Source organism: Gordonia sp. JH63 (assembly GCF_009856645.1).
In the GTDB taxonomy this organism is placed as follows: Bacteria; Actinomycetota; Actinomycetes; order Mycobacteriales; family Mycobacteriaceae; genus Gordonia; species Gordonia hongkongensis.
This window is the reverse complement of the sequence record NZ_CP047235.1, coordinates 2,332,736-2,355,160: the sequence shown is the minus strand read 5'-3', so window position 1 is coordinate 2,355,160 and position 22,425 is coordinate 2,332,736. Positions and strand designations below refer to the sequence as shown.

Sequence of the window (22,425 nt, the reverse complement as noted above, 5' to 3'; positions counted from 1 at the left end):
TAGGTTCGACTCGCGGCAGACGAGCCGCGTGTGGAGAGGAATGCCGTGCAGGTGGTCATCATGGGTTGCGGGCGGGTCGGATCCGCGCTCGCGATGTCGATGCAGAAGCGCGGACACGACGTCGCGATCATCGATCGGGATCCGAGCGCGTTCGTGCGGCTGAGTCCCGACTTCGCGGGCCGCACGATCACCGGGGTCGGGTTCGACCGCGAGATCCTCGTCAAGGCGGGCATCGAGCACGCCGACGCGTTCGCCGCGGTGTCCTCCGGGGACAACTCGAACATCATCTCGGCGCGGGTGGCCCGCGAGACCTTCGACGTCGAGCGCGTCGTCGCCCGGATCTACGACGCCAAGCGCGCCGAGGTGTACGAGCGACTCGGCATCCCCACGGTGGCGACCGTCCCCTGGACGACCGAGCGATTCGTCTCGGCGCTCGGCGAGACGACGACGATGGAGTGGCGTGACCCGTCGGGTTCGCTGGCGATCGCCCAGATCGACGTCGACGACTCGTGGATCGGGATCTCGGTCGGCAAGTTCCAGGAGCAGACCGGCGCGCGGGTGGCCTTCCTCAGCCGTGTCGGACGTCCGGTTCTCCCCGAGGCGAAAACCGTTCTGCAACAAGACGATGTGGTCTACGGGGCGGTCATGCTCGACAACCTCAAGAACGCCCGCGGCGTCGCCGCGCGGCCGTTCACCCAGAACGAGTCCGGATGACCCGGGCCGAAGGAGTCCCGAAGTGAAGGTCGCCATCGCCGGAGCCGGCGCGGTCGGGCGCTCGATCGCCCGCGAACTGCTGGTGAACGCCCACGAGGTCACGCTCTTCGAGCGCAACGCCGGCCACATCGACACCGACTCCGTCGTCGGCGCGGGGTGGGTGCTCGCCGACGCGTGTGAACTCGCCAATCTCGAAGAGGCGCAACTACAGACCTACGACGTCATGATCGCCGCGACCGGCGACGACAAGGCCAACCTCGTCGTGAGCCTGCTCGCGAAGACCGAGTTCGCCGTCAATCGGGTCGTCGCCCGCGTCAACGACCCGCGTAACGAGTGGCTGTTCGGCGAGGACTGGGGGGTCGACGTCGCAGTCTCGACCCCGCGCCTGCTCGCCTCCCTGGTCGAGGAGGCGGTGTCCGTCGGCGATCTGGTCCGGTTGATGACGTTCCGTCAGGGGCAGGCCAACCTCGTCGAACTCACCCTGCCGTCGAACACCCCCCTCGCCGGCAAGCCCGTCCGGAAGCTGGAACTGCCGCGCGACGCCGCGCTCGTCGCGATCCTGCGCGGCGGCCGCGTCATCGTCCCGCAGCGCGACGACCCCATCGAGGGCGGCGACGAACTGGTCTTCATCGCGCCCACCGAGGCCGAGCCCGCCCTCTACGAGGCTATGCAGATCGCGCGGTGACGTCCGCGTCCGGCGGGGTGCCGGCGCGCGCCGCCTCGGCTCGCTGTGCCCGGCGGACCAGGAGGATCGTCGCGAGCACCACGAGCGCGGTCAGCGGCCACCCCATCGCGATGCGCGCGAACGCCAGCCACCCGGTGGCCCCGTCGTCGTACAGTTCCGACTGCGTCAGGTAGCGCGCCGCGAAGAGCACTGCCCACAGTGCGGTGGCGATGTCGTAGGCGCGGAGGATGGAACGCTGCTTGCGCCAGCCGGAACCCTCGCCGTTGATCAGATGCCAGGCCACCCCGATGAGGGGCCACCGCACCAGGATCGAGACGGCGAACACGATCGCATAGACGAGGGTGCTCCAGATCCCGAAGAGGAAGTAGCCCTTGGCATCCCCCACCCGGTCGGCGATGAAGACGCAGATGGCGACGCCGAGCAGACCCGAGATCGCGGGGGTCAGGGGTTCGCGGCGCACGAGCCGTACGACGAAGAGCAGCGCCGCCACGCCGAGCGCCGCGTAGATGGCGGTCCGGAGGTCGAAGAAGGAGTTGACGGGGACGAACACCACGACGGGCACCGTCGAATTGACCAGGCCGGAGACGCCACCGATCTGTTCGAGCACCGTGGGCGCCGCCTGCTCGGGTGCTGACTGTCCGGGTGCCGACGGTTCGGCGTCCGGCTGTCTCGAGGCCGGATGCTCGGGGACCGGACCGGTCACTCGTCGACGCCGTGCAACTCGTAATAAGGGTTGTAGATCACCTTGTGGCCGTCCTGCTCGGCGAGCCGGCCCCGGACGGTGACCTTGCGGCCGGGCTCGATGCCGGTGATGCGGTTACGGCCCAGCCACTTCAGCATCACGATGTCGGAGCCGTCAAAGAACTCGGCCTTCACCCCCGCCTTGGCCGACCGCGAACAGGTCTCGACGGCACGCAGTTCGCCGTGCATGGTGACCTCGTCACCGCGGCAGCACTCGGACGCGCGCTGAGCGCCTGTCGCCTTGGATTCCTCGGCGATCTTCTCTGCGTCGGCGTCACCGAGATCTTCGGTCAGCCGACGGGTCAGTCGTTTGAGATAGCCGGCAGTGGGCATCTCGACCCTCCCAATGGATTTCGGCCGGCACCGCAGGGCTGTACAGAGCGGTGTCCGTGGGTCGCCGAACGAGTGATCGGTGACCTGCCCGCCAGCGTAGACCTCGGCCTCGGCCAGTGACAACGTCGGCGACCGCGGGGCCATTCCGTGGTCGCCGGACCCCCGCTGTCCAGGTCTGCGCGGGGACCTCCGGACACCCTAGTGGTGTGTCTCGGAAACAAGCGAATGGTCCCCGGCGCCCCACCGGATACCGGCCACCTCTTTTCGAGACACACCACTAGGGGATGATGCCCTGATGCCTGGCACCGACGGTCCGCACCGCCCTCGCCCGACGGCTCTGGTCGGCATACCCGGAACGGGTTCCGACGCCGATCACGTCACCCGTTCCTTTCAGCGCGCCGCAGCTGACCTGGAGGTAGAGCTCATCGCGCTGGACCCGACAACGCCGTTGATCGACGGCCACCTCCGCGGGCTGGAGCGGGCCGCCGGAGCCCACCGCTCGATCCTCGTGGGCGGGGTGTCGATCGGGGCCGCGATCGCGCTCGAGTGGGCCCTGCAGGACACCGACCGACGCTGCGCCGGGGTGCTCGCCGCACTGCCGGCATGGAGCGGCGACGCCCACTCGGCACCCGCGGCCGCGAGTGCCGGCGCCACCGCCGAGGCGCTCGAACGCGACGGACTCGAGGCGACCATCGCGGCGATGGCGAGCAGCAGCCCGGCCTGGCTGGCCGCGGAACTGACCCGGTCGTGGCGGGGTCTGTACCCGGGCCTCGCCGGCATGTTGCGCGAGGCGGCTCGTCATCGGGCGCCGACGCCGGCCGAGATCGCCGGGCTCACGGTGCCGCTGGCCATCGTCGCGGCCGCCGACGATCCGGTCCACCCCATCGCCGTCGCCCGCGAATGGCATGCTGCCGCACCGCAATCGACCCTCGTCGAGATCACGCTCGACGACTGGGGCCACGATCCGGGTGTGCTGGGAGACGAGCTCCGGGCCGGGCTTGTCGCACTCACCGACCCGCCGGGGTGATCGGAGCCCGGTGTGGCCGGAGCTTCAGCGGCGGCGGCGGAAGCGCTGCATCGCCGAGCCCGACGACGGCGGCAACGGCTCCTCGTCGACCTCGGGATCGGCGGGAGCCGCGGACTCCACTTCCGGGGCGGCGGCCGCCTCCGGCTCGTCGCGGTAGGCGTTCTCCCCATAGACGGTGGCGTGGGCTACCTGATCGAGCGCACCCCCGGCAACGGGTACCGAATCGTCGGTCGCGTCCTCGGTGGTCGCGGCACCCGGGCCCGCGTCCTGTGCGGTGGGGTTCGGGGCGGTGGGGTTCTGGGCGGAGGGGTCCGGGGATTCTTGTCCGGCCGGGGGGCCGGCGAACATCTGCTGCTGGGCGGCCGCGACCTGCTCGGCGAGCACCGGCGGCAACACGACGGGCAGCGGATCCCGCGGGGGGAACGGCTCGGACCCGCGTCGGACCACCGTCTCGGCCAGTACGGCGCGGCTCAACCGTGCGAGGTCGTCCGCATGCTCGGTGGGTCCGCTGCCCACGCACCGGACGAGCCAGCGCGGGCCGTCGACCCCGATGAACCGGTGGGTCGCACCGTCCGTCTCGGCGACCACCTCACGCCCCCAGTGCCCGTCTTCGACACTCATGGCCGCGCCGTCGTCGCGGAGGGAAGCGGCCAGCTCACGGACCACCTCACGCCACATCCCGGGGGACTTGGGTGCGGCGAAGGCGCTCACCGAGATCCGGCCGATGGGGGTCACCAGGTACACGTTCTGCGGCTGGTGGGCCTCGGACATCTCGACGGTGACCTGTCCGCCCTCGACCACCGGGACCAGCACCGATCCGAGGTCCAGATGGGAGTTCTCGAGCTCCTGCGGCCGGGTCGCCAGTGCGTCGATGTCGTAGGGGCCGCGCGCCTGACCGACCCGCAGCTCCTCTGATCCGTCCTGTGCCATCGCGTCACTCCTCGTTCGTCACCGCCGGCGACAGCGATCCGCCGGACACACGGGAAACACTAATCGACTCCCGTCGGGGAGAGCCCCGGGCGACGGTTCACCGCAGCGGTCAGGCGAGAATCGCCGATCCCCCGCTCGATCCGTACCCGCCGTCGCCGCGTGCGGTGTCGTCGAGTTCGTCGACCTCGACGAAGTCGGGCAGCTCGACGCGCTGCACGATCAGCTGGGCTATGCGGTCTCCCCGCGAGATGGAGATCGTCTGCTCCGGATCGTGGTTGATCAGACAGACCTTGATCTCCCCGCGATAGCCCGCGTCGATGGTGCCGGGGGTGTTCACGACCGACAGGCCGGCCCGGGCGGCCAGTCCCGACCTCGGGTGGATCAGCCCCACGGTGCCGATCGGCAACGCCACGGCGATCCCGGTCCCGACGAGTTGACGGCGTCCGGCGGGCAGTTCGAGATCGATCGTCGAATAGAGATCGACCCCCGCGTCCCCGGGGTGCGCCCTGGTCGGCAGCGGTAGGTCGGGATCGAGGCGTCGGAGCGCGATCGGCGCCGGGTCAGCGGGGTGCGCAGGGGGGAGATCTGAGGCCACGCAGGCAGACTACGCTGGTCACGTGACCGCAGATCATTCGCCCGAGCGCCCCGGAGGACCCTCGGACGCCTCCCCCGCACCCACCGGGCGGAACGCCGGCGTCACCGACTCGACCGCCGATCTGTTCGACGAGCGCCTGTACGTGCCGTGGTGGTGGTGGTTGGCAGCCGTGGTCCTCACCGGCGTGGTGGGCTACGAGATCCAGCTGTCGGCGCGCGGGAGCGCCTGGAGCATCATCGGATACGTGGCCACCGGCGTGCTGTGCGTCGTGATGCTGTGGTCGATGAGCCGTACCCGCATCCGGGTGACCGCGGATCGGGAGCTGCATGCCCACCGTGCGGTCCTGCCGCGCGCCGTCGTCGCGCGGGCGGCGACGGTCCCGGCGACCGCGAAGAGCGCCGCACTCGGGCGGCAGCTCGACCCGGCGGCCTATCTCGTGCACCGCTCCTGGGTGAAGACGATGGTCCTCATCGTGCTCGACGACCCCGACGACCCGACACCGTATTGGCTGGTCTCGACACGTCGGCCCGCCGAACTCCTTGCGGCGCTGGGCGTCGACGACGCCGCGGCCGACCGTCCCGCACCCACCGCCTGACCCGGGCACGACTCTCTACCCGAGACACGACGAAGGGGCCGCGCCGTATTCGGCGTCGGCCCCCTTCATCAGCTGTGACAGCTGGACTCAGTTCATCTCACGCGCAGTCGACGCAGATGAGCGAGCTTCCGTTCTCCTCGGCCAACCGGCTGCGGTGGTAGACGAGAAAGCAGCTGGTACAGGTGAACTCGTCGGCCTGCTTGGGGATGACACGCACGGACAGTTCCTCGCCCGAGAGATCGGCGCCCGGGAGTTCGAAGGACTCCGCGGTATCACTCTCGTCGACATCCACTGCCGAGGACTGCGCCTCGCTGCGTCGAGCCTTCAGTTCTTCGAGCGAGTCCTCGTTGAGGTCCTCGGTCTCCGTCCGTCGTGGCGCGTCGTAATCTGTAGCCATTCCTTGCCTAACTTGTCGAGAGTGTGAGGGGCGCTCACGGTGACGGCGCTGGCGTCGCCACCCGGTGTTATTGCGCACGACTCCGCCGGGATTGTCTTACCGATGGGGTCACTGCAACGTCGTCTCGGGCGAGATTCGTACCAGAGGATCAGACGTATTGCGTGATTTCGATCACGGTTTCATATCGGGCGCACCCCGGGTCTGGAAGCGCGGGCGCCCGAAGTATAGTCGACACGCTATCGAAGGTCAATACCCGGGACCCAACTCGTCGGTAAGTTTCGGTTCGGCGCCCGATCCATGCCCCGGTACACCCCAGTCGTACCGCTCCCGGCGAGGCTCGCGGGGGACTGCGGGGTCACCCTCTACAGTGATCCGAGATCACGCAACGCCCAGTGAGGAGTCAGTCCACGGTGGTGTCGAAGATTACGGTCGGCTATCCGACCGACGAGCAGGGCCGACCCTACCGTCGGCGGCGCTACGCACCGGCGATCGTCACGGTCGTCGTCCTGATGGTCGTCGGCGTGGTGGTGTGGGCGGTTGCGCTGGGCGGCGGCGAGTCCGAATCCGTTCCGACAGCGTGCAATCAACCGACTCCGCCGACGTCGGTGGAAGCGGGCGCGCCACCTCCGCCGGCCCCGCCGACCCTCACCGTCGTCGGACGGGACGAGATGCTCGGAGTCGCTCCGGCCCCGCTGTCGACCTTCGGCGTCCGCGTCCTCAACGCCTCCGACGAACGAGGCGCGGCCCGCACGGTGTCCGACGACCTGACCGCGCAGGGGTTCAGCCCGGTGCCGGACACGCCGTACGCCGATGACCCGGTCTATCCCAACCGGGATCTCAACTGTGTCGCACAGATCCGGTTCGGGCCGGCCGGTCGCGCGGCGGCGGCGGCCACATGGCTGGCGTTCCCGTGCGCCCAGTTGGTCGACGACGGCCGGCGCGGCACGGCCGTCGACGTCGCACTCGGGGTCCACCACTCGGGTGGCGAGATGTCGCAGGACGCGCAGGCTGCCCTCGAGGCGCTGCGGTCGGCGGATCCGAAGAATCCGGCGAGTGGTGTCGACCCGGTCCTCGTCGAGGCCGTGCACTCCGCCCCCTGCTGACCTCCGCACGCCGTGCGGCGGCCGCCGACCCCATGGCGAGACGCGGGAGGGCCGTCAGGTGAGCGGGCTGCGGGCGTCGAATTCGTCGAGCAGCGCGAGGAATTCGTCGGCCACCCCGGGCGCGACAGCGACGGTGATGTGACCCTCGTCGGCCCGTGAATCCGGTGGCGGAGTCTGGACGACGGCGCCGGCCTCGGCGGCGATCAGCCCGCCGGCGGCCCAGTCCCACGGGCTCAGACCGTGTTCGTAGTGGGCGTCGACCGCGCCGGTCGCGACCATGCAGAGGTCGAGCGCCGCGGCGCCGATGCGTCGGACGTCGCGGACACGAGGGAGCAGTTCGGCGACGATGCGTCCCTGCTTCCGGCGGCGCGCCGCGTCGTACCCGAAACCCGTTGCGACGAGCGCCAGTTCGGCCCTGTCGACCGGATTGCAGCGGAGCGGCCGGCGTACCCCGGCGGAGTCCGCCGCCCACGCTCCCCCGCCGAGGGTCGCGCCGTACGTGACGTCGCGGGCGACGTCGACGACGACCCCGGCGACCGACTGTCCGTCGACCTGGGCCGCGATGGACACCGCATAGGCCGGCACGCCGTACATGAAGTTGACGGTCCCATCGATCGGATCGACCACCCATCGGACACCGGATGGCACCGCCCGGCTCCCGCCGTCCTCCTCGCCCAGCACCTCGTCGTCGGGGCGCGCCTCACGCAGCAGCGAGCGGATCAGGCGTTCGGTCTCGGTGTCGGCGAGGGTGACCGGATCGGTTTCCGTCGACTTCGTCGACACAGGCTGCACTGTCGACTTCGTCGACACAGGCTGCACCGTCGACTTCGTCGAGACGGGCCGGACGGTGGAATCCACCGCGGCGGGCTGCGGCGGCTCGCCGTGTCCCGGTGTCGCACCGAACAATTCGGGCCGGCGGCGACGTACGTGCGCGGCGGCCTCCCGGGCCACGGCGCCGGCGACCGCGGCGAGCTCGTCCACCGGAATTGTCTGATCCACGCCCTCCATGTGAGCACATGGCCGGAGCGCACCACCGATCGCGGTGACCGATCTCTCCTCCCGGGTGGTCGAATCGTGTCGACATGCGTTGCGATGACGGGCGTTGCGCCGGTCGCGTGAATAGGCTGGTCTCGGATTGCCCCCACCCTCAGACACCGACCCGGACAGGGAGCCCCGCCATGACCGACACGTCCGTCCCCGGATCGTCCGACTCCGATGTCGCCGGCCCCGATGATCCAACACCTCCGACGAACCTCGGTTTCGGGGTCGACGTCGGCGGTTCCGGGATCAAGGGCGGCATCGTCGATCTCGACACCGGTGAACTCGTCGGCGAACGGTTCAAGGTGCTCACCCCGCAGCCCGCGACACCCGAGGCCGTGGCCCGGGGCGTCGCCGAGGTGGTCGCGCATTTCGACTGGACCGGCCCGGTGGGTGTCACCCTCCCCGGGGTCGTGACCGACGGGATCATGCGCACGGCGGCGAACATCGACAAGGCCTGGATCGGCACCGACGTCTACGACCTCTTCAGCGGATACCTCGGCGGTAGGCAGGTGTCGGTCCTCAACGACGCCGATGCCGCGGGTATGGCCGAGGACGCGTACGGCGCGGGCAAGGGCGTCGCGGGGGTCGTGATGCTGCTGACGTTCGGAACCGGTATCGGGTCGGCGATCCTGATCAACGGCACCCTCGTGCCCAACACCGAGCTCGGTCACCTACAGGTCGGCAAGAAGGAAGCCGAGCACCAGGCGTCTTCGCGTGTCCGCGAGGAGAAGGGCTGGTCGTACGAGAAGTGGACCGAGAAGGTCTCCGAGGTCCTCGAGACCTACGAGGCGCTGTTCTGGCCGAATCTCTTCATCGCCGGCGGCGGTATCAGCCGCAAGTCCGACAAGTGGATTCCGCTGCTGACCAACAAGACGCCCGTGGTACCGGCGACGCTGTTGAACACCGCCGGCATCGTCGGTGCGGCCATGGCAGTGTCCCAGGGACTGAAGACGTGACGCCGCGCAGGGCGTGACCAGGGCTTTGACACACCGGGGACGGCGATGTCGTTACAATGGTCGTCACCGGTCATTCCAACCGAGAAACCAAGACCTCGTCCACGGCGGCTCATGCTGCCGTGTCGCGTCTGGTGACAGACGACAGAAGACACCACAGAAGACAGTTCGAAAGGTTGTACGTGGCAGCCATCACGACCCACCAGGGTGATGCAGAGGCCGAGTCGACGGAGTCGACCCCAGCCGCGACCGACGCCCCGGCGAAGCGAACCGCCAAGAAGGCTGCGAAGAAGACCGCCGCCCGCAAGGCCCCCGCCAAGAAGGCCCCGGCGAAGAAGGCCACCAAGAAGGCGGCACCGAAGAAGGCCGCCAAGAAGGCCGCGTCCGCGGAGGGTTCCGGCGACGATCCGAACGCCGAGCCCGACGACCCGGACTCGATCGACGACATCGACGGTCCCGACGCCGAACTCGAGGACGTCGAGATCGACGACGACTTGGAGGTCGACGACGACGACTCCGAGGACGAGTCGGAGGACGACGACGAGTCCGAGGAGGCGACCGCGCCCGCCGCCGGCGGCGCAACCCCGGCCGCCGCGAAGGCCGCGTCCAAGGACGAGGCCGCCGCCGCGAAGTCCGGCGACTTCGTCTGGGACGAAGAGGAGTCCGAGGCGCTGCGTCAGGCCCGCAAGGACGCCGAGCTCACCGCCTCCGCCGACAGTGTCCGCGCGTACCTGAAGCAGATCGGCAAGGTCGCCCTCCTCAACGCCGAGGAAGAGGTCGAACTCGCCAAGCGCATCGAGGCCGGACTGTTCGCCACCGAACGTCTCCGGCGCATCATGGATGCCGGCGAGAAGCTCAGCACCGCCCAGAAGCGTGACCTGAACTGGATCTCCCGCGACGGCAACCGCGCCAAGAACCACCTGCTCGAGGCGAACCTGCGCCTCGTCGTGTCGCTGGCCAAGCGCTACACGGGCCGCGGCATGGCGTTCCTGGATCTCATCCAGGAGGGCAACCTCGGTCTGATCCGCGCGGTCGAGAAGTTCGACTACACCAAGGGCTACAAGTTCTCGACGTATGCCACCTGGTGGATCCGTCAGGCGATCACCCGCGCCATGGCCGACCAGGCCCGCACCATCCGTATCCCGGTGCACATGGTCGAGGTCATCAACAAGCTCGGTCGCATCCAGCGTGAACTCCTCCAGGACCTAGGCCGCGAGCCGACGCCGGAAGAACTCGCCAAGGAGATGGACATCACCCCGGAGAAGGTGCTGGAGATCCAGCAGTACGCCCGGGAACCCATCTCGCTGGACCAGACCATCGGCGATGAGGGCGACAGCCAGCTCGGCGACTTCATCGAGGACTCTGAAGCCGTCGTCGCGGTCGACGCGGTCAGCTTCACGCTGTTGCAGGATCAACTGCAGTCGGTGCTCGAGACCTTGTCCGAACGTGAGGCCGGCGTGGTCCGCCTCCGCTTCGGACTGACCGACGGCCAGCCCCGCACCCTCGACGAGATCGGACAGGTGTACGGGGTGACCCGCGAGCGCATCCGTCAGATCGAGTCGAAGACGATGTCCAAGCTGCGCCACCCGTCGCGCTCGCAGGTCCTGCGTGACTATCTCGACTAGTCGGTGACGACAGCACCCTCATCGCCCCCGGAACCTCGCGGTTCCGGGGGCGATGTCGTTCTGCCATCCACATCGACTTCGATCTGTCAATAGTTCTGCGCGCTCCGATTTGGACACGACCGGATTCTCGGGCTTTCGGGGACGCACTACATAGGATGGCGCGGTGACTTACGCAGTGACCGGGAGCAGACGCGGCGCCATGCTGGTGCGTCGTGCCACCGTCGATCTGCTGCGCACAGCATCGATGCTGTGTCTGTGACGCGACAGACCCCACCCGAGGGCGAGAACGCCACCTGCGATCCCCTCCTCCGCGTTCCACTTCGTCGCGGGCACTGAGTGCCTGCCCCAGCCTCGTCACGTCCCTGACGGCGTGACTTCCCGGAAAGACCCACTATGAGAACGATCGTCCTGATCGGCCTCGTCGGCTTCGCTGCTCAGCTCGTCGACGGCAGTCTCGGCATGGCTTATGGCGTCACCACCACGACCCTCCTCCTCGCCATCGGTACCAACCCGGCTGCCGCCTCGGCCACCGTGCACCTGGCCGAGATCGGCACGACGCTGGTCTCCGGCGTCTCGCACTGGAAGTTCGGGAACGTCGACTGGCGCGTCGTGCGCCGTATCGCGATTCCGGGAGCCATCGGCGCCTTCCTCGGCGCCACGATCCTGTCGAGTCTCTCCACCGAGACCGCCGCGCCGGTCATGGCCGTGATCCTGCTGCTGCTCGGGCTCTACATCCTGGTGCGGTTCACCTTCCAGGGCATCCCCCGCCACAACCTCGGCAAGCCGCTGCGCAAGCGATTCCTCAGCCCGCTCGGATTCGTCGCCGGATTCGTCGACGCCACCGGTGGCGGCGGTTGGGGTCCGGTCGGCACCCCGGCCATCCTGGCCAGCGGCCGTCTCGAGCCCCGCAAGGTGATCGGTTCGATCGACACGAGCGAGTTCATCATCGCCGTCGCAGCGAGCCTCGGCTTCCTGTTCAGTCTCGGCTCGCAGGGAATCAACTTCGCATGGGTCGCCGCCATCCTCGTCGGCGGCGTGATCGCCGCACCGATCGCGGCCTGGCTCGTGCGTCACATCCCGCCGCGTCTGCTGGGCGCCTCGGTCGGCGGCCTGATCGTCCTCACGAACACCCGCAGTCTGTTGAAGAGCGACTTCATCGACGCCCCCGGCTCGGTGCGCAACGTCTTCTACATCGTGATCGCCATCGCCTGGGCCGCGGCGTTCGCCTACTCGCTCCGCGAGTACCTGCGCGACCGGGAGAACGAGTCCTCCGACGCGGTCACCCATTTCCGCGAGGAGCAGGAAGAGGCGCTCGTGGGCGCCGACGGCGCGGAACGCCCCGGCTCCGAGGGAACGTCGACGTCGGACATCCCGGCCGCCGAGTCCGCACCCGAACCCGATGCGGGTGCGAGCGGAACACACACCCCCACGCGGACGAGCTGACCGAACGACTCGTCCCGCGCACAACGCGTAGAGTGGTGCGACCCGGCCCCATGGCCGGGTCGCATTGCGTTCGGGCGATCGTTGTCGAGTTGTTGCCTGGTGTAAACGGTGAGTGACGACACACCGAGAGCACCCTCGGAACAATACGAACGCCCCGAGCGTCTGACAGAGTGAGGTTGACGCATCGCCCGGATGTGTCGGCTCGAAGGGAAGGCGACCGGACACCCGGCGCCGGACCGGGACGGAGGAACGAACCATGACTGACATCGCCACCACAGCCCCGATCTACCTGCCGCTCACTGCCGCCGATCGCTGCGATCGCTGCGGCGCCGCAGCCAAGGTACGGGCCGTCCTGCCCAAGGGCGGCGAACTTCTCTTCTGCCGCCACCACTTCAACGAGCACGAGGCCCGCCTTGTCGAGTTGAGCGCCACCGTCGTCGAATCCGCCGGCGAGCTGGTCTGACACCTCCGACGATCGAACGCGGGCTTTCCCTACGCGCACAGAGCCCGGCCGGAGCAATCCGGCCGGGCTCTGTCGTGTCCGGGCCTGTTCCGGGCCGCCCGACCAGCGCCACTCGCGCAGCGTCAATCAGCGCCACTCGCGCAGTGTCTATCAGCGCCACTCGCGCAGTGCGGCGATCCGTTCCTTCAGCTGATCGGCGCTCGCCATGGCGGTCGGGGGCCCGCCCAGCCGAGTCCGCAACTCGTTGTGCACCATGCCGTGTGGTTTGCCCGTGCGGTGATGATGCATCGCGACGAGCGTATTCAGTTCCTTGCGCAGGGCGTGCAAATTCTCGCCGGTGGTTCCCGCCGGCCGGCCGGGGGTGGGCGGCTCGGCAGCCGACGACTCCGAGGACGACGCGACCGTCCGCGCCGTGACCTGTTCCTCCTGGCGTTTGCGCAGGAGGGCACGCACCTGGTCGGCATCGAGCAGCCCGGGCAACCCCAGATAGTCCGACTCCTCGTCGCTACCGGCGAACGTGGCCGTGCCGAACGAGGTGCCGTCGAAGATGACCTGATCGAGTTCGGCGTCGGCATGTAGCGACTGGAACTTCGGCTCGTCCTCCCCCGGCTCGTCCTCCTGCTTGTTGGCGTCGATCAGCAATTGGTCGTCGAGGCCGTCGCTCTCGCGGTGCGGCTTGCCGAGCACGTGATCGCGCTCGACCTCCATCTGGCTGGCGAGGTCGAGCAGCACCGGGACCGACGGCAGGAAGACGCTCGCGGTCTCACCCGGACGACGCGATCGCACGAATCGTCCGATGGCCTGGGCGAAGAACAGCGGCGTCGACGAGCTGGTGGCGTACACACCCACGGCCAGGCGGGGGACGTCGACACCCTCGGACACCATGCGGACCGCCACCATCCACTCGTCGGTGGACGCGGCGAACTGGCCGATCCTCGACGACGACTTCGGGTCGTCGGAGAGCACCAGCGTCGGCGGCTTGCCGGTGATGGCGGTGAGGAGTTCGGCGTAGTCGCGGGCCGCGGTCTGATCGGTGGCGATGACCAGCCCGCCCGCATCCGGTGTGCCGGTCGCACGGAGCTGTCCCAGCCGCGTGTGTGCGGCGGTGAGGACCGCCGGAATCCAGTCGCCGTGGGCGTCCAGCGCGGTACGCCAGGCGCGGGTGGTGTGCTCCGCGGAGAGCGGTTCACCCAGCCGGGCGGTGTACTCCTCGCCCGCGCTGTCGCGCCAGCTGGCCTCACCGGAGTAGGCGAGGAACACGACCGGACGGACGACGCCGTCCTTCAGTGCGTCGGCGTAGCCGTAGGTGTGGTCGGCCTTGGAGCGCTGATGCCCGCCGGCCTCCGGTTCGTAGGTGACGAACGGGATCGGCGAGTCGTCGGAGCGGAAGGGTGTACCGGTCAGCAGGAGCCGGCGCTCGGCGTCGTCGAAGGCCTCCCGGATCGCCTCGCCCCACGACTTGGCATCGCCACCGTGGTGGATCTCGTCGAGGATGACCAGGGTGCGATAGTTCTCGGTGCGCACCCGGTGCCGGGCCGGATGGGCGGCCACCTGTGCATAGGTGACGACGACGCCGTGGAAGTCCGAGCTGGTCTGTCCGGCGGCGTTGGTGAACCGCGAGTCGAGCGCGATCCCGACCCGCGCGGCGGCCTCGGCCCACTGGTGCTTCAGGTGTTCGGTCGGGGCGACCACGGTGATCTTGTCGACGGTGCGGTCATCGAGGAGTTCGCGGGCGATACGCAGGCCGAACGTCGTCTTGCCGGCGCCCGGCGTCGCCACGGCGAGGAAGTCCTTCGGCTTCTGCGTCAGGTACTTGGTCAGCGCACGACGCTGCCAAGCGCGGAGCTGGAGTTTCGGGCCGGCGGTGGATCCGGAGGGTTCGGCTGACGTCACCTTCTGGGCTGCTCCTCCACGCGTGCGGGTTTCCGGCCGGACATGAAACGACCCCTCGCGTGCGGGGCCCGCGCCCGAGGGGACCCGCCAATGGTACCGCCGAAGCGCGACAGCTCCCGCATCCCGACACCGGGCCGCGGCGTCCGCCGCGACGGGCGCCCGTGGGCGATCCGAACGACTCGCCTGGTGACCCGGGTACCCAATCGGCCTCCCGATCGGGGATATTGAACACATCACAACGCGCAAGAGGAATCCGGTCCCACTGGCCGACGACCCGTCGTCGGTGGTTGCCGCGAGCCCGCCCGCCGTCCCGCCGGGTCCCGTGTCGACTGCGGTCACCGCGCCGATCGGCGACCCACTCGCCGATGTCGGGGCCGCGACCGAACCCCTGCGCGCGCCGCTGCGGTCCGCCCCGGCCTCCGGGGACGTCGAAGTCCTCCGCGGCGCGAAGGGGTCGACCGAACCGGACGCTGGGTCGGAGAAGACCGGGAACGACGATCCGGAACGAACCGAGGCGGCGTCCGGACCGGGCCTGCCGGTCCTGCCGAACATTCATCGCGTGGTCTGGCGCACGATCGTCAAGTCCTGGGACGACGGGATCATCGGCTGGGCCGCACAGGCCGCGTTCTGGCAGGCGCTGTCGCTGCCGCCGCTGCTGCTGGGTCTGCTCGGCTCGGTCGGTTACGTCGCCGGCTGGTTCGGCCCCGACACCGTCGACGTCGTCTACGCCCGCATCATCGACCTCGCCGGCCGGACCTTCACCCCCACGGTCGTCGACGACCTGATCACCCCGACGGTCGACAGCGTGCTCGGGCGCGGCCGGATCGGCCTCATGTCGGTCGGGTTCGTCATCTCATTGTGGGCGGGATCGTCGGCCGTCTCGTGCTTCATCGCCTCGATCGCGCACGCACACGACCAGCACGAGGTCCGACACCCGGTGTGGCAGCGGTTCTTCGCGCTGTTCCTCTACGTCGGCTTCCTGAGCGTCGCGGTGTTCCTGCTGCCCCTCGTCGCGCTCGGACCGAACTACCTGCGCGCGATCGTGCCGGAGTCGTGGGGATCGTTCGTCACCACCCTCATCGACTACGGCTACTTCCCGTTCGTCGCCGTCCTCCTGCTGTTCGTCCTGACGACGCTCTACCACCTCGCGCTGCCCAATCCCCTGCCGTGGCATCGGCTCATCGGCGGGGCGATCGTGGCCGGCGTGTTCTTCTGGGTCGCGAGCTACGTGCTGCGCATTTATCTGACCAAGATCACCGAGGCCGGGGTCTCCTACGGGGCGCTGGCCACACCGATCGCGTTCCTGCTCTTCACGTTTTCGCTGGGCTTCGGCATCGTGATCGGCGCCGAGTTCAACGCGGCCGTGCAACAATTCTGGCCCGCGAAGGCGTCGACCACCACGCAGGTCCGGCACTGGGTGAACTCCCAGACCTCCGACTTCACCGGCCAACTCCGGACCCTGCCCGACCGGCTGTCCTCCGGCCCGATCCGCCGGCAGGCGCGGCACCGCGACCGCGGCTGACCGGCGACGCCCGCCGATCAGCCGCCTCGCGTCACTTGCGCATCTTGTTGTAGATCTTCTTGCACTTCGGGCAGACCGGCGACCCGGGCTTGGCCGACCGCGTGACCGGGAAGGTCTCGCCGCAGAGGGCGACGACATGATTACCCATGACCGCACTCTCGGCGATCTTGTTCTTCTTCACGTAGTGGAAGAACTTGGGGCGGTCGTCGTCACCCCGGTCGGTCGCGTCGGCATCGGGACGCTCGTCGGTCTTGGTGTCGGACCATTCGTCGAGGTCCGGGCGTTCGATGGTTTCGGTTCCCATTCGTCCATTGTGCGTCACAACCGGGCCGACGGAACACCCGAGTGCTCATTCGCCCCGCTCGCTACGCTCCCGGCGGCGGGACCCGATTCGCCCCGCTCGCTACGCTCCCGGCGGCGGGACCCGATTCGCCCCGCTCACTACGCTCCCGGCGGCGGGTGCAATAGACCGCCAAAAGGAGGACAGTGGAGAGGGTGTTCGAACAAAGGGAATCCATGGGTGAGTCCGCTCGCGGACAGCACGGCCGCAACAGCACGTCGCCGCACGTCGACGAGCACGGACATCCCGCGTCGAAACGTCCGGGCGCCGAGGCGTACCTGATCACCGACGCACCGGACTCGCTCGAGGCCCAGCACCGAGCGCGTGTGCGTAAGTATCTGTTCCTCATGGCTTTCCGCGTGCCGGCGCTCGTCATCGCCGGTATCGCCTACGGCATCACCGGGTCCGGACTACTGGCGCTGGCCATCGTCGCGATCTCCATCCCGCTGCCATGGGCGGCGGTCCTGATCGCCAACGACCGTCCGCCGCGCAAGCGCGGCGAGGTCCCCCAGTACAAGTACGGCGCCGACCATCACGTCGTCGGACCCCCGGCACTGACCGACACCGGCACCGACCACCAGCTGTCGCGCACCATCGACGGGCAGGTCGTCGATCCCGACGACCCCCGCGCCTGACACCTCCGGACCAGACGGGTCGGCACCGCGGCCCCGTGCGTTCCCGCGTTCCCTCGGGTTCCCCCGCGCGCGACATCTCAGCAACTTCTCAGCCGGTTGTCGAGTCGCGAAAAAGAATGCGCAGGTCACCAAGCCTCGGCGAGGTTTGCTCCGAACCACTCTCGGGAACTATCGCCCACACAAGGGCGTTGGACCCAGTGAACGCACTCAAGTCAGGAGGCCGCATGTCACGCTCGACAGTTGCACGTTCGACCCCGACCAAAGGTTTCGCCGAAGTCACCCCTCCGGGTACCCGGCCGGCGATGACCGAACAGGATCTCGACGCCCAGTCTCCAGCGGCGGATCTGGTCCGTGTCTATCTGAACGGAATCGGTCGCACCGCCCTTCTCAACGCGGAGCAGGAGGTCGAACTCGCCAAGCAGATCGAGGCCGGGCTCTACGCCAAACACGTTCTGGCCACCAAGAAGCGGCTGTCCGCGGCCAAGAAGCGTGACCTCGCGGTCATCGTCCGTGAAGGCGAGGCCGCCCGGGCCCACCTGCTCGAGGCGAACCTCCGCCTGGTCGTGTCGCTGGCCAAGCGCTACACCGGCCGCGGCATGCCTCTCCTCGACCTGATCCAGGAGGGCAACCTCGGTCTGATCCGGGCGATGGAGAAGTTCGACTACGCCAAGGGCTTCAAGTTCTCGACCTACGCCACCTGGTGGATTCGTCAGGCGATCACCCGCGGAATGGCGGACCAGAGCCGCACGATCCGGCTCCCCGTCCATCTCGTGGAGCAGGTCAACAAACTGGCCCGCATCAAGCGCGAGCTGCACCAGCAGCTCGGCCGCGAAGCGACCGACGACGAGCTGGCCAACGAATCGGGCATCCCCGCGGAGAAGATCGCCGACCTGCTCGACCACAGCCGCGATCCGGTGAGCCTCGACATGCCGGTGGGCAGCGACGAGGAAGCTCCCCTGGGCGATTTCATCGAGGACGCCGAGGCCACCTCCGCCGAGAACGCCGTCATCGCCGGCCTGTTGCACTCCGACATCCGCGCCGTCCTGGCGACGCTGGACGAGCGTGAGCAGCAGGTCATCCGGATGCGCTACGGCCTCGACGACGGCCAGCCGCGCACCCTGGATCAGATCGGCCGCATGTTCGGGCTGTCGCGCGAGCGCGTGCGCCAGATCGAGCGCGAGGTCATGGGCAAGCTCCGCCACGGCGACCGTGCCGAGCGCCTGCGCGCCTACGCCAGCTGAGCGTCCCCGCACGCTCCGCCGCCTCCTTCACTGAGTCCACTCGGTCACCCGAGTCGCCTGGGTCCGGTGTCCCGCCTGTCGGGCACCGGGCCCACGCGTATCCGGGCATTGAGAACGGCCGCGCCGTCGACCGAGGCCAGGATCGGATCGCAGACCACCTCGCGGACCTCCGGGATGTCGTCGGTGAGCGTCGAGATGCGCAGCAGCAGATCGGCGAGCGCCTCCTTGTCGGCGGGCTCCTCCCCGCGGTAGCCCGACAGCAGCGGTGCCGAACGCGGCTCCTCGATCAGTTCCCGTGCATCGAGTTCGGACAGCGGGACGGCGCGGTAACCGTGGTCGCCCAGCAGGTCAAAGGTCCGCCCGGACAGACCGAACGACATCACCGAACCGAACGACGGATCGTCGCGCACCCGGATGACCGTACCGACGCCCTTCGGCGCCATCTTCTGCACGTGCAGCACGCGGTCGCCGGTGAGTTCGGTCAGTTCGGCGAACGCCGTCACCACCGTCGTCGCGTCGGGTAGGTCCAGGCGCGCGCCCTCGCGGTCGAGACGACCGCGCCACTTGTCCGACGTCGCCTTCACCGCCACCGGCAGCCCGAGTTCACGGGCCGCCGCGGATGCCTCGTGCATCGTGGCCACCTCGCGGAACGGGACCACGTCGATCCCGTACCAGCGCAACAGCTTCGCCGACTCCACATGCCCCAGCAACCGCTCGGCGGGACGACCGGTCGCACCGTCGCCGACCATCGCCTCGCGCACGAACATCCGCGCGGCCTCGGGATCGGTGCCGTCGGGACGGTGGACCACCGATTCCGGCCGCAGGCGCCACCGGGCGTACTGCCACGCCCTCGCCAGTGAGGCGGCCGCGCGCTCGGGCGAGCCGTACGACGGAATCGACCCCTTGGTCGGCATGCCGTTCGGGCCGGGCCGAGTCAACCCCGGCGGGATGCCGTCGACGGCTAGGAAGGTCGTGACGATCGGCTTGTCGGCGTCGGCGTCGGGGGTGTTGGCCGCCGCCATGAGCGCCCGGGCGTGCCAGTCGGCGCCGACCGCGACCGGCGGCACGAACACGACGATGATCCCGTCCACGCCCGGGTCGGCCATGGCCGCCGAGACCGTCGACTCGAACTCCTCCTCCGAGGCGCCGGCACCGAGATCGACGGTGTCGACGACCTCGAGGCCGCCGTTGCGCGCGGTGTCCGCCGCCAGGCTGCCCAGCACCGACGAATTGCCGATGATGCGGACGCGCGGGCCGCGCGGCAGCGGCTGATAGGCGAACACGGCCGCGCAGTCGAACAACTCGGGGATCGTGTCCACCTGGATGACGCCGGCCTGTTCGAGCATCATGCGGGCGATCTGGTCGTCGAGGGTGGCCGCCGAGCGCGCCGCCCGGACCGGCGTCATCGCACCCCGGCCGGATTTTACCGCGATGATCGGCTTCGAGCGTGAGACCCGCCGCGAGATCCGGGAGAACTTGCGCGGGTTACCGAAGCTCTCCAGGTAGAGCAGGATGACGTCGGTGGTGGCGTCGGTGTCCCAGTACTGCAGGAGGTCGTTGCCGGACACGTCCGCGCGGTTGCCGGCAGAGGCGAACGTCGACAGGCCGATCTGGCGACGGGCCGCGGTGTCGAGGATCGCGATGCCCAGCGCGCCCGACTGACAGAAGAACCCGACCCGGCCGGCGGCCGGGATGCGGGGCGCCAGGGTCGCGTTGAGCGCGACCGCGGGGTCGTTGTTCGCCACGCCCAGCGCGTTCGGCCCGACCAGTCGCATCCCGTGCTCGCGGACCTGGGCGACCAGGCGGCGCTCGTTCTCGAGGCCCTCCTCCTCGCCGGACTCGCCGAAGCCCGACGACACCACGACGAGCGTGCGCACACCCTTGACCAGGCAGTCGTCGAGCACGTCGTCGACGCGCGCGGCCGGCACCGCGACCACCGCGAGGTCGACGGGGTCGGGGATGTCGCGGACGGTCTCGTAGGCCCGGATCCCCCGCACCGACGGCGGTCGTTCCCGGGTGCGACGACGCGCCGGCGTCGGTTCGCGGCCGACACCGGGCCGTCCCGGCTCGGGCTCCTCCTCGACCCGGGCGGGGCCGTTGACCGGGAACACCGGCCCGGTGAATCCCCCGGCGATGATGTTGGCCAACAGGGCGTTTCCGACCTTGTTCGGGTCGGTCGAGGCGCCGATCACCGCGACCGAGGCGGGTCGCAGCAGATTGGCGACGCTGCGGGCCTCCGACGCGCGTTCACGGGCGTTGCGCACCGACAGCAGCGCCTCGGTGGGGTCGATGAGGAACTCAACGTGCACGGTCGAGCCGTCGAAGCTCCGTGCGAGTTGATACCCCGCGTCGCGGAACACCGCGACCATGTTCGGGTTCTCGCTGAGGACCTCGGCCTCGAAACGGGTGAAACCGTTCTCCGCCGCCGCACCGGCCAGGTGTTCGAGCAGGATGGGTCCGAGGCCGCGGCCCTGGTGTTCATCGGCGACGACGAACGCCACCTCGGCCGATTCGGGTTTGCCGTCGAAGCCGAGACCCTCGTAGATGCCGACCGCGATGATCTCGCCCCCGAGTTCGGCGACGATCGCGACACGCTGCTGGTGGTCGACGGTCGTCATCCGGGCCACCTCGCGCGGCGGCAGGGTCGGAGTCGGACCGAAGTACCGCATGTACCGGGTGCGCTCGGAGAGCTTGGAGTGGAAGGCCACGATGCGGTCGGCGTCGTCGGGCACGATCGGTCGCAGGTGCACGACGCCGCCATCGGAGGCCAGCACATCTGCGATCCAGTGCCGCGGATAATCCCACGGGCTACGCGGTTCCGGCTGATCGGCCATGGCGGGAGTGCCTGCGGGCGCGGTGGCGTCGGCGGTCGAGGTGTCGTCAGTCACGGGGGTCCTCCGGGTCGAGACCGTGAAGCGGGTAGACCGCGCGTCGGGTGGCGAGGATCGCGCGGTCGGTCTGGCGTTGGGCGTTGGCCGCGACACCGTCGGGTGGTTCCTGGCCGGCGTCGCCGGCCCACGGCTGGTAGTCGACGATGCCCCCGTCGCCCATGACCCGAACGGGCGGGGCGGCATAGTCGGAGTGCACCTGCTCGGAGATCTGTTCGGCTGTGGCACACCAGGATTCGTCGATGACCGACGATACATCGACCTCGCGACCGAGGGCGACGCCCAGCAGATGCGTCCAGCTGCGCGGCACCACGTTGACGACGCCGTAGCCACCGCCGCCGACCGCGATCCAGCGGCCCTCGCAGTACTTGTCGGCGAGGTCGCGCATGGCGATCATCGCCGCCCGCTGTCCGTCGACGGTCAGCGAGAGGTCGGTCAGCGGATCGGCGCGGTGGCTGTCGGCACCGCACTGGCTGACGATGATCTGCGGCCGGAACTCGGCGATCAGCGACGGCACCACGGCGTGGAAGGCGCGCAGCCACAACCGGTCCTCGGTGTTGGGCATGAGGGCCAGGTTGACCGCGCTTCCCGCCGCGTCGCCGTCCCCGACCTCGGTCGGCCATCCGGTGCCGGGCCACAGGGTCGCCGGGTGCTGGTGCAGCGAGACCGTCATCACCCGCGGGTCGGCGGAGAACTCGACCTGGACGCCGTCGCCGTGGTGGGCGTCGACGTCGATGTAGGCGATGCGGTCGAAACCGTGGTCGAGCAGATATCTGATCGCGATGGCGCAGTCGTTGTAGATGCAGAATCCGGCGGCGCGCGAGCGCATCGCATGATGCATGCCGCCGCCGATGTTGACCGCTCTCGTCGCCGCCCCGGAGACGACCGTCTGCGCCGCGGCCAGCGTGCCGCCGACGAGCAGGCGCGCGGCCTCGTGCATCCCGGTGAAGACCGGGTTGTCGGCGTCGCCGAGGCCGAACAACCGCTCGAGCAACGGCCCCGACAGCGACGCCGTCCCCGAACCGACCGCACGGACCGCGTCGATGTAGTCGCGGCTGTGGACGACGGTCAGGGCGTCGTCGTCGATGGCCTGCGGCGGGATCGTCTCGACGTCGTCGAGGACTCCGAGGCTCTGCGCGAGCTTCATCGTGAGGGCGAGTCGGACCGGGTTCATCGGGTGCGTGTGGGCCCATCGGTAGGACAGGAAGTCCTCGCTCCAGATGACGGCCGTCGTCATCGGGCGCTCGTAGTGTTGATCACG

Annotated in this window: 22 protein-coding genes; 12 read left to right on the top strand and 10 right to left on the bottom strand. The window is 69.3% G+C overall.

Annotated features, from left to right (window positions below; all coding sequences use genetic code 11):
• Positions 1–45 precede the first annotated feature (45 nt).
• On the top strand, positions 46–714 hold the full coding sequence (locus GR168_RS10660; RefSeq protein ID WP_058250313.1) for a TrkA family potassium uptake protein: 669 nt from the start codon (positions 46–48) through the stop codon (positions 712–714).
• A gap of 22 nt (positions 715–736) precedes the next feature.
• Positions 737–1,399 (top strand): TrkA family potassium uptake protein, encoded by a 663-nt coding sequence (locus tag GR168_RS10655; RefSeq protein WP_058250226.1) that lies wholly within the window; start codon positions 737–739, stop codon positions 1,397–1,399.
• On the opposite strand, the gene GR168_RS10650 is transcribed toward GR168_RS10655, so the two are convergent.
• Together GR168_RS10650 and GR168_RS10645 are read right to left on the bottom strand one after the other, a co-directional pair.
• Positions 1,380–2,006, bottom strand: coding sequence for a DUF3159 domain-containing protein (locus tag GR168_RS10650; RefSeq protein WP_238995087.1), 627 nt, complete (start codon positions 2,004–2,006; stop codon positions 1,380–1,382). The genes GR168_RS10655 and GR168_RS10650 overlap by 20 nt on opposite strands.
• Positions 2,007–2,098: 92 nt before the next feature.
• Positions 2,099–2,473, bottom strand: a complete 375-nt coding sequence (locus GR168_RS10645) for an OB-fold nucleic acid binding domain-containing protein (RefSeq protein WP_004018839.1) — start codon at positions 2,471–2,473, stop codon at positions 2,099–2,101.
• Between the two features lie 295 nt (positions 2,474–2,768).
• On the opposite strand from GR168_RS10645, the gene GR168_RS10640 reads away from it, so the two are divergent.
• On the top strand, positions 2,769–3,500 hold the full coding sequence (locus GR168_RS10640) for an alpha/beta hydrolase (RefSeq protein ID WP_159370687.1): 732 nt from the start codon (positions 2,769–2,771) through the stop codon (positions 3,498–3,500).
• 24 nt (positions 3,501–3,524) lie between these two features.
• Here the strand turns inward: GR168_RS10640 and GR168_RS10635 are convergent, their stop codons facing one another.
• On the bottom strand, positions 3,525–4,430 hold the full coding sequence (locus GR168_RS10635) for a DUF3710 domain-containing protein (RefSeq protein WP_159370686.1): 906 nt from the start codon (positions 4,428–4,430) through the stop codon (positions 3,525–3,527).
• 109 nt (positions 4,431–4,539) lie between these two features.
• Positions 4,540–5,025 (bottom strand): dUTP diphosphatase, encoded by a 486-nt coding sequence (gene dut, locus GR168_RS10630; RefSeq protein ID WP_065628893.1) that lies wholly within the window; start codon positions 5,023–5,025, stop codon positions 4,540–4,542.
• 22 nt (positions 5,026–5,047) lie between these two features.
• On the opposite strand from dut, the gene GR168_RS10625 reads away from it, so the two are divergent.
• Positions 5,048–5,620: a DUF3093 domain-containing protein gene (locus GR168_RS10625; RefSeq protein ID WP_065628894.1), complete on the top strand. Its 573-nt coding sequence runs from the start codon at positions 5,048–5,050 to the stop codon at positions 5,618–5,620.
• 97 nt (positions 5,621–5,717) lie between these two features.
• On the opposite strand, the gene GR168_RS10620 is transcribed toward GR168_RS10625, so the two are convergent.
• Positions 5,718–6,017, bottom strand: a complete 300-nt coding sequence (locus GR168_RS10620; protein WP_004018846.1) for a DUF4193 domain-containing protein — start codon at positions 6,015–6,017, stop codon at positions 5,718–5,720.
• A gap of 410 nt (positions 6,018–6,427) precedes the next feature.
• Between GR168_RS10620 and cei the strand changes: the two genes are divergently transcribed.
• On the top strand, positions 6,428–7,120 hold the full coding sequence (gene cei, locus GR168_RS10615; RefSeq protein ID WP_065628895.1) for an envelope integrity protein Cei: 693 nt from the start codon (positions 6,428–6,430) through the stop codon (positions 7,118–7,120).
• A gap of 54 nt (positions 7,121–7,174) precedes the next feature.
• On the opposite strand, the gene GR168_RS10610 is transcribed toward cei, so the two are convergent.
• Positions 7,175–8,128, bottom strand: coding sequence for an inositol monophosphatase family protein (locus GR168_RS10610; protein WP_159370685.1), 954 nt, complete (start codon positions 8,126–8,128; stop codon positions 7,175–7,177).
• Between the two features lie 170 nt (positions 8,129–8,298).
• On the opposite strand from GR168_RS10610, the gene GR168_RS10605 reads away from it, so the two are divergent.
• The 4 genes from GR168_RS10605 to GR168_RS10590 all read left to right on the top strand — a co-directional run bounded on the left by GR168_RS10605 (position 8,299) and on the right by GR168_RS10590 (position 12,645).
• Complete coding sequence (locus tag GR168_RS10605) at positions 8,299–9,117, top strand: ROK family protein (RefSeq protein ID WP_065628897.1); 819 nt, start codon at positions 8,299–8,301, stop codon at positions 9,115–9,117.
• Between the two features lie 56 nt (positions 9,118–9,173).
• Positions 9,174–10,739 carry an RNA polymerase sigma factor gene (locus GR168_RS10600; protein WP_137808735.1) on the top strand — a complete coding sequence of 522 codons (1,566 nt, stop codon included), beginning with the start codon at positions 9,174–9,176 and terminating at the stop codon, positions 10,737–10,739.
• Positions 10,740–11,132: 393 nt separating this feature from the next.
• Positions 11,133–12,182: a sulfite exporter TauE/SafE family protein gene (locus tag GR168_RS10595; protein WP_159370684.1), complete on the top strand. Its 1,050-nt coding sequence runs from the start codon at positions 11,133–11,135 to the stop codon at positions 12,180–12,182.
• A gap of 256 nt (positions 12,183–12,438) precedes the next feature.
• Entirely contained in the window at positions 12,439–12,645 is a 207-nt protein-coding gene (locus GR168_RS10590) for a hypothetical protein (RefSeq protein WP_004018852.1), read from the top strand.
• Positions 12,646–12,795: 150 nt separating this feature from the next.
• Here GR168_RS10590 and GR168_RS10585 read toward each other — a convergent pair whose 3' ends face one another.
• Complete coding sequence (locus tag GR168_RS10585; protein ID WP_159370683.1) at positions 12,796–14,538, bottom strand: DEAD/DEAH box helicase; 1,743 nt, start codon at positions 14,536–14,538, stop codon at positions 12,796–12,798.
• Between the two features lie 283 nt (positions 14,539–14,821).
• Here GR168_RS10585 and GR168_RS10580 point away from each other — a divergent pair, with 283 nt between their 5' ends.
• Positions 14,822–16,060 (top strand): YihY/virulence factor BrkB family protein, encoded by a 1,239-nt coding sequence (locus tag GR168_RS10580; protein ID WP_065628901.1) that lies wholly within the window; start codon positions 14,822–14,824, stop codon positions 16,058–16,060.
• A 31-nt stretch (positions 16,061–16,091) separates the two neighbouring features.
• On the opposite strand, the gene GR168_RS10575 is transcribed toward GR168_RS10580, so the two are convergent.
• Positions 16,092–16,364 (bottom strand): DUF3039 domain-containing protein, encoded by a 273-nt coding sequence (locus GR168_RS10575; RefSeq protein WP_058250213.1) that lies wholly within the window; start codon positions 16,362–16,364, stop codon positions 16,092–16,094.
• Positions 16,365–16,576: 212 nt separating this feature from the next.
• Here GR168_RS10575 and GR168_RS10570 point away from each other — a divergent pair, with 212 nt between their 5' ends.
• A complete protein-coding gene (locus GR168_RS10570; RefSeq protein WP_065628902.1) occupies positions 16,577–17,035 on the top strand; it encodes a DUF3099 domain-containing protein in 459 nt (152 codons plus the stop codon).
• 302 nt (positions 17,036–17,337) lie between these two features.
• Positions 17,338–18,276 carry a sigma-70 family RNA polymerase sigma factor gene (locus GR168_RS10565; protein ID WP_175401036.1) on the top strand — a complete coding sequence of 313 codons (939 nt, stop codon included), beginning with the start codon at positions 17,338–17,340 and terminating at the stop codon, positions 18,274–18,276.
• 44 nt (positions 18,277–18,320) lie between these two features.
• Here the strand turns inward: GR168_RS10565 and GR168_RS10560 are convergent, their stop codons facing one another.
• Entirely contained in the window at positions 18,321–21,110 is a 2,790-nt protein-coding gene (locus tag GR168_RS10560) for a bifunctional GNAT family N-acetyltransferase/acetate--CoA ligase family protein (RefSeq protein ID WP_238995086.1), read from the bottom strand.
• Between the two features lie 46 nt (positions 21,111–21,156).
• Positions 21,157–22,401 (bottom strand): acetoin utilization protein AcuC, encoded by a 1,245-nt coding sequence (locus GR168_RS10555; RefSeq protein WP_159370681.1) that lies wholly within the window; start codon positions 22,399–22,401, stop codon positions 21,157–21,159.
• Positions 22,402–22,425: the final 24 nt, after the last annotated feature.